The 6,953-nt window shown below is 41.7% G+C and carries 7 protein-coding genes; 1 reads left to right on the forward strand and 6 read right to left on the reverse strand.

Annotation, left to right across the window (positions count from 1 at the left end; translation table 11 throughout):
* Both modB and modA read right to left on the reverse strand, forming a co-directional pair.
* Positions 1 to 714 (reverse strand): molybdate ABC transporter permease subunit (gene modB / locus AC4II3_RS18535; RefSeq protein ID WP_488015835.1); only part of this gene is annotated, 714 nt, incomplete at its 3' end.
* A gap of 202 nt (positions 715 to 916) precedes the next feature.
* On the reverse strand, positions 917 to 1,708 hold the full coding sequence (gene modA, locus AC4II3_RS18540; RefSeq protein WP_488015829.1) for a molybdate ABC transporter substrate-binding protein: 792 nt from the start codon (positions 1,706 to 1,708) through the stop codon (positions 917 to 919).
* Between modA and AC4II3_RS18545 the strand changes: the two genes are divergently transcribed.
* The gene (locus tag AC4II3_RS18545; RefSeq protein ID WP_488015831.1) at positions 1,641 to 1,895 is read left to right on the forward strand and encodes a hypothetical protein; all 255 of its coding nucleotides are present in this window, start codon (positions 1,641 to 1,643) and stop codon (positions 1,893 to 1,895) included. The genes modA and AC4II3_RS18545 overlap by 68 nt on opposite strands.
* A 234-nt stretch (positions 1,896 to 2,129) precedes the next feature.
* Here AC4II3_RS18545 and AC4II3_RS18550 read toward each other — a convergent pair whose 3' ends face one another.
* The 4 genes from AC4II3_RS18550 to AC4II3_RS18565 form a co-directional block, all read right to left on the reverse strand.
* A complete protein-coding gene (locus AC4II3_RS18550; protein WP_488015833.1) occupies positions 2,130 to 2,384 on the reverse strand; it encodes a hypothetical protein in 255 nt (84 codons plus the stop codon).
* Positions 2,385 to 2,638: 254 nt separating this feature from the next.
* Complete coding sequence (locus AC4II3_RS18555) at positions 2,639 to 5,296, reverse strand: P-loop ATPase, Sll1717 family (protein ID WP_488016697.1); 2,658 nt, start codon at positions 5,294 to 5,296, stop codon at positions 2,639 to 2,641.
* Positions 5,293 to 5,703 (reverse strand): HEPN domain-containing protein, encoded by a 411-nt coding sequence (locus AC4II3_RS18560; RefSeq protein ID WP_488029403.1) that lies wholly within the window; start codon positions 5,701 to 5,703, stop codon positions 5,293 to 5,295. The genes AC4II3_RS18555 and AC4II3_RS18560 overlap by 4 nt, the downstream gene beginning before the upstream one ends.
* A 123-nt stretch (positions 5,704 to 5,826) precedes the next feature.
* Positions 5,827 to 6,555: a hypothetical protein gene (locus AC4II3_RS18565; RefSeq protein WP_490722863.1), complete on the reverse strand. Its 729-nt coding sequence runs from the start codon at positions 6,553 to 6,555 to the stop codon at positions 5,827 to 5,829.
* Between the last annotated feature and the right edge of the window lie 398 nt (positions 6,556 to 6,953).

The following is a 6,953-nucleotide window of genomic DNA, read 5'->3' on the forward strand; positions in this document are numbered from 1 at the left end:
TACTTCTATGTTAGATTTTGTCCCTATTCCCTGCTCCCTGCTCCCTACTCCCTGCTCCCTACTCCCTACTCCCTGCTCATAGTTAATGATGGTGATTGCCACGAGAGCGATCGCAACCATGATCAACACCCATAGTAGTGCTTCCCCCATCCTCCCGGCTTGGGCTGCAAAAAAGATAGCGATCGCAATGGTTTGGGTTTTGCCAGGAATACTCCCCGCTAGCATTAAGGTAGCCCCAAACTCTCCCAAGGCTCTAGCAAACGCCAGAACTGTCCCCGCCATCACCCCTGGCCAAGCCAAAGGTAGCAACACTTGCCAAAATACCCTACATTCAGAAGCTCCCAAGGTACGAGCACAGTTAATCAAATCCTGATTAACTTGTTTGAAAGCTCCCAATACAGTTTTATACATCAAAGGAAAGGCAACGACAGTAGCAGCAATCACAGTCGCAGGCCAAGACAAGATTACAGATACTCCCAATTGCCTTAATAGCTGTCCCACTGGGCTATTTCTACCTAGTAACAACAGTAATAAAAAGCCAACTACTGTAGGCGGTAGCACTATCGGAAGGGTTAAGATACTATCAATAATTCCTTTACCTTTCCCTTGATAGCTAAACATCCAGCCCGCTACCGTAATCCCCAGAAAGAAAGCAAAGATAGTAGCCAAGCCAGCAGTTTTTAGGGAAATCCATAAAGGAGAGAAATCTTCCATTACATTATAATAGTTATCAAGTGGGTGAGTTACAAAGTATTGGGTTTTAGGGAGTAGGGAGCAGGGAGCAGGGAGTAGCCACTGCATCGCTTTTATTCTAATTCGTGCTCTGTTGATAACAACAATATAGCTGTTTTAATCTTAATCAAATACACAATATTTTTTCCCGATTCCCGATTCCCTATTCCCGATTCCCTATTCCCTATTCCGCCATAATAAACCCATACCTCAAAAATACAGTTTTAGCTGAATCACCACTCAGAAACTGCACAAACTGGTTAGCATGATCAGGATTTTTAGACTCCTTCAATACCGCTACTGGGTAGATAATCCGGGAGTAAGACTCTGGCGGAGCAGTAGCAACTCGTTTAACTTGCTTTGATACGTTAGCATCTGTTGCATACACCAATCCAGCATCCACATTACCGGTTTCCACATAGGATAGAACTTGGCGAACATCTTTGCCAAAAACTAACTTGGGTTTGAGCTGGTCAAACAAATTAAGAGTAGTCAGAACTTCCTTAGCATAGTATCCAGCTGGTACACTTTCCGGGTCTCCCATTGCTATTTTACTGATGTTATCAGAGGTTAAGTCCTTAAAATTAGAGATACCAGTCTGGTCTTTAGGACTAATTAACACTACTTGATTATTAAGAATACTTTGCCTTGTCCCTTCTAGTAAAAGCCCCTTAGATTCCAGAGCATTCATCTGTTTCGGAGCTGCTGAAATAAAAACATCCACTGGCGCTCCCTGTTCGATTTGTTGCTGCAACGAACCAGAGGATGCAAAGTTATAAATAATAGTAACATCTGGTGTTTCCTTAGTGTAGAGTACTTTGATACCTTTCATCGCATCTTGTAAGCTAGCAGCCACTGAGACAGTTAGGCTCACCACTTCTGGCTGTTGTTTTTTTAGGGTAGCACCATTGCAAGCTACCAAAACTAAGGATAGACTTAACCACAGAAACCATGATTTAATTAGGGATTTAATCATAAAACTTAGTAGTAGAGTTATAGCGCTTTTTAGTAAGCGTGAGGTTCATTTAAATTTTATTACCAATTCCCGATTCCCGATTCCCGACTCCCTACTCCCGACTCCCTACTCCCTACTCCCGATTCCCGATTCCCGATTCCCGATTCCCGACTCCCTACTCCCTACTCCCTACTCCCTACTCAATTAGATACTTAACGACAAAAAAAATAGCCGTGGAAATAATGTCCACGACTATCTCAAGTCCACAGTAAGTGGATTCAAATCGCTCTCTTGATGCAGTCGCTCATGGGGGAAACCCCCAAGACCGCGCTGCATCGCTATGTCACTCAGTTCCCGAACCCATCGAGAAGTAATCCTGTTTTATCATACCGGAACCTTTGTCTTTGCCAAGGGGGGGGAAACCCCCCCAAAAACTAACGTTTTAACGCAGCATCCAATACTTAGTGATGATAGTAATCACCTGCCCTGGCATGCCGGTAGGTTGCAGAGGACTCCACTCCGAAGCCTCTGCGTAGCCCATTGCAGACAGGGTATGAATAGTATTAGTTACTCCTTGACGAGGCCCCTTTAAAATGTGCTGAACATATTGTTCTTTTGGGAAAAGATCTTCAAGATTAATGTCAGGAATTTGATGTTCAGGATTATTGTCGGGGTTAGGGATAAATTCTTGCGACATAGCTCAAGACTTGAATTTTGCTTATGTGATTATTGTAATGATTATAAATTTAATTGTCAAGGGTTTTAAGTATTTTTTTTGGGGTGTATTTTAATGGTAAAAAAAAAGCGATCGCTAAGATTATGCGATCGCTTTTTTTTGTATAGCGGTCTGTACGCTAATTAGGTAAACAGATTTTTTTTACCTGTTCCCTATTCCCTGTTTCCTGTTTCCTACCTTTACAGATAAAGTTTAAACTTGGTGCAATATCTTATTTATGCTTGCCCCTTTCTCGTCATACCGATACCAGAAAGATAAAGATCAGGAACTTTATAACGTTCAACCTCATCTTCAGTTCCTTCATAAATAGATAACAAACCCACTTCTCTAGCTAGATTCAACTGATCATCTAGTCCAGTTACATCAGTTGGCTTGAAGGGCGAACGTCCTATACTTCTCAGACGATTAATCAAGTCTTCAAGTTCACTAAACTCTTCATCAATTAAAGCACTTAATGCTTTTTCTGATACCTTCTCAAGAGATGAACTCAAAGCTCGTGGTCGGATGATAGTTTTCTGATAAGGATTTCGCTCTTGTTCGTTTATTTCCCAATCTTTCGCTTCTACGAAAAGTTCTAATAGAGCACGGGGACTATGGTTGTTACTGCCATCAGCAATTCTTTTCCAGACCCAGTTTCGAGTAAAGGCAGATTTCCCCCCTTTCATCCGCTCACCAACTAAAAGATTCCAAATTTCAAAGACCTGTGATTCACTCAAATAGTCACTAAAGGCGTCACTACTTGATGACAAATTTGATAACAAACTACCTTGCTGAATTGAATTTACGACAAGTCCTTTAAATCTATCCGATTTCAGAGCTTGCTTAATTATAACTTTAAAAAAATCTGCTCGCTCACGCCATTCAAGCACTACAGATCGCCCGAAAAAGTGACTTTTATTATCGAAGCGAAGGCTACGCCAGATATCTTCCCGTAATAGAACTTTGAATTTTAATTTTTTCAGATTGTCCCCTAAATCAGTAATCAACGAAAGCAGTCCTTCAATTGCTTTAGTGCGTCTTTCTCGATTCGGTTGTTCATTTCCAAATCCTGTATCAAGTCCATCGAAAAGAAGAATAATAGTAGATTGTGCAGCACGATCGAAACGAGTTAGCCAATCTCTTGCCAATAAACCTACTTGAGATTGTGGTAGTAAACTCTCAAACCATCGCACAACCTCTAATTCCCTAGTAGGATCAGTCCCTAGAACTTGTAATAGAGCGGCATCCGGTTGAGGCTTCTCTCCAGGCCAGGATAGGTGACAAGCAAGACAAGTCTGGAGTAACCAGAAGTCACGCCAGCTTTTTCCTGTAGTTTCTAAAGCCTCATCAATGGCGGTGAAACTTTCAGAGTTGATAACCCACGGGCGATCGTCTTTGAGATCACTGGGGGATAAAACTACAATGGAAGTTTTATCAGAATCTTCCACCAGACGACGGAAAATAGCCGTTTTACCAGTACCTTTACGACCAAGGATTAGAGGGATGCGAGGATGAAGGGCGCGATTAACTAACTGTGTTTCTACAAAGGTTTCCAGAAAATTATCTTGGTATTCTGCTCTTCCTGCAGAAAATTCTAACTCGTTTAAAATTTGCCCCTTAATATCGGACAAACTATCCGGTAGCTCTTCTTCACTAGCTGTAGGTAGAAAACGTTCTAACCATTCAGCAACCGGCTCAAAGTCACGCCACGTTTCTTGATTAGATAAAATTTTATCTGATGTCGCAATCTCTTCTCGATAGGGAATAAAATGTGTAATATCTGATTCTTTAATCGGCTCTGATCTTGATTGTTTATCCCTCAGTACAGAGAGCCAATCTCCAATCCATTCAATAGCTCTATGTTGGTATCGTTCCACAACTTCTGGTGCTTTACTAGCAGGAATTGGAGACACAATAAATCGTGGCTCTGGAGTAAGCCGCTGGTCAGTTTCAGTTCGTCTAGTCTCAGCAGCAAGCAATGCACGAACCAGTTCACCCGTACCCCTTTGAGCTTGAGGATGAGGAAAGAAAACAATAATTGCCAGATCAGCCAAGTCAAACAGCAGCGGTCCATTGAGAGGAGTCATTCCTGTGCGAGCATCTAGTAAAATAACATCAGGTTTGAAAGGAAGACGATCACTACTTAAAATCTGAATCAGTTCACGTAATGGATTTCTATCTTCCCGATACCAAGCTCCAGGTTCCATAAAGCTCAGCAAACGCGCATAATTGGCATTGGGCAAACCTGCCGGAAGACAGTAAATCTCATCGGTTTCAGAAACCCTCAGAATATGATTACGGATGTCAGGCTCTTCCCCTTGCTCCAAACTTAGTAAAACAAATACCAACCCCTGTTGATCCTTAACCTCGTCTTCCTTTCCAAACAAAGCCGCTAATCCTGGAGCTTCCAAATCCATGTCAACACAGAGCACAGTGCGTCCACGACTGGCAAGAATTCGGGCAGTATAAGCCAGGGCAGTTGAGCGACCAACTCCTCCTCTAAGGGAATAAAATGTTGCAACGATCGGTCGCTCAAGGTCTTCGTCTAGATCCGATGGAAATAGGATTGCTTCAGGATTACTAGAGCCAGAGCGAGAGCGAGCCAGAGCTTCAGGCCAAAAGGGTACGTTTTCCAGGGTAGAATCAATGGGAAGAGGGCCAGCCCATTGCTGCTCTTCAGGAGTTAGTAGATCTAACCACTGAATTGTCAATTCTTCTAGCCCCTCTAGAACAATGTTCTTACGTTCTTGTTTGGATTTGTCATCAAATCCTGGGGAAATGACAGCAATACGCCAGCCTAGAAACGGATCCGGTTGAACCCGCAGATCCGTAATCTCTAAAGCTGCCCGTGACATATTTTGATGAATACGCTCTTTGATTTCTGAATGGTTCATCTGCGCCTCCCGGATTTAGGACTAATTTTAAACTTTATAAAGTTTGTTAACTGCTTTGCTCCATCTACCAACTCCGCCATTGTCAGGCTACGATTACAGGTTATTTTATAACGTAGGGATGTATCCCAGTTTTCTATAAAAAATGTCTTTGCACCTGTAGAGTCACGGATATCGGATAGACGAAATCCCGCTGCTTCCCATAAACCCCGTAGATTATGCCCCTGATTGCCATGTTTCGGAAATGATTTATTTCTAGATCGTAATAAAGCCTTGAGACTAGATTCAATGGCATAGCCTGCCATATAAACTGATCCAATTGATTGACTTTTATTTTTGAGTATAGCGTCTGCATCTGCCGCCCGTTCATTTGCAATATCTAGCCAGTCTTTGTAATTATTAGGAACCATTACAAGTCTAATTACAATGAATTTGATAGATGATAACACAAAAAAAAGTCCATAATAATGGACTTAAATCGCTCTATAATTAGGGTCTATAACTCTGAAATAATCCTGAACAATAATCCCTTATTAATTATCATTTTTTTTAAAAAATGAACCAGCACCTAAAGCACTAATTCCCAGTAGCGCTAATCCAGACACAGGTTCAGGTACACTGGTTGGATCTGGCTTTGAGGTAATGCTAGTAATCGTTACGCTAAAATTAGGATTAGGATCAACATTAACCCAATTTGAGGGAAGGTTGGTGATAGTTTCCGTAAAATTAGGATTAGGATCAACATAGATAGTTGAACCAAAGAAGGCGAAGTCACGAGAAAACCTAATTCCTGACTCTCTGTTCCAGCTAAAGGTCTCACCTCCTAAGTCCATAAACCTACCAAAATCGCGATCTAGAGTCCAATTATCAGGGGTAGCTTCAAGCAGACAAGGACGATAAAGACTAGGAGGAGGGTTTATAGAACTAACAGTAATAGTAGGATAAATAATAGTAGGAGAAGTAATAGTATAACAAGAAATCCACAATTCACCCCTCTCAAAACTTCGTGGAAATGAACCTTCTAAATCAAGAAACCAAGAGAGTAATTCCCCTTGAGTAGTGTACTCAACAAACCCCTCGTAATCTCTAGTTGGGGGAGGAGGCTCTGGCGACAAAAAACTAGGAGAAGACAACAATTCAAGTGTGCCACTGAATTCGTGCTTGATTATCTGGAAAGCAGCAGCGGGTAAAACTGCAACAGTAGCAGAGGTTAAAGCGATAGCAGTAGTAATAACACCTAATTGTTTAGAAAAATTAATCAAAGGAATTCTCCTGGTTGAGTAAGTAGATAAATTGAGTTAATTGCACCGCTAAGTGGGCAATTAAGATTTTGGATAGTTTCCAAAAAAACTCAAGCACCGAAGAATTGATAAGATGATTTAATCTGGTAAAACTTTAACCTTTATGCCGAATTATTCTTCTGCCACAAAAAATAACTCGATCACATTTGCTGAAATTAGACTATCACAAAGGGTGACAACCGTGAAAAGTCCAATCAACTTATACGCCAAATTACTGACTGCTTTTTTTTAGGATAGCCTTTGCCTGTTTTGTTATTTCCTTGGCGATATCGATCCACTCACTTAAAGTTGTGGGAGCCATTACAGCGATGCAGCGCGGTCTTGGGGAGGCAGCGCGGTCTTGGGGGTTCCCCCCATGA

The organism is Moorena sp., from assembly GCF_982860115.1.

Bases quoted from the DNA above. Each gene is read 5' to 3' on its own strand.
- modA (WP_488015829.1), bottom strand. From the start codon at position 1,708: ATGATTAAATCCCTAATTAAATCATGGTTTCTGTGGTTAAGTCTATCC.
- AC4II3_RS18550 (WP_488015833.1), bottom strand. From the start codon at position 2,384: ATGTCGCAAGAATTTATCCCTAACCCCGACAATAATCCTGAACATCAA.
- AC4II3_RS18555 (WP_488016697.1), bottom strand. From the start codon at position 5,296: ATGAACCATTCAGAAATCAAAGAGCGTATTCATCAAAATATGTCACGG.
- AC4II3_RS18560 (WP_488029403.1), bottom strand. From the start codon at position 5,703: ATGGTTCCTAATAATTACAAAGACTGGCTAGATATTGCAAATGAACGG.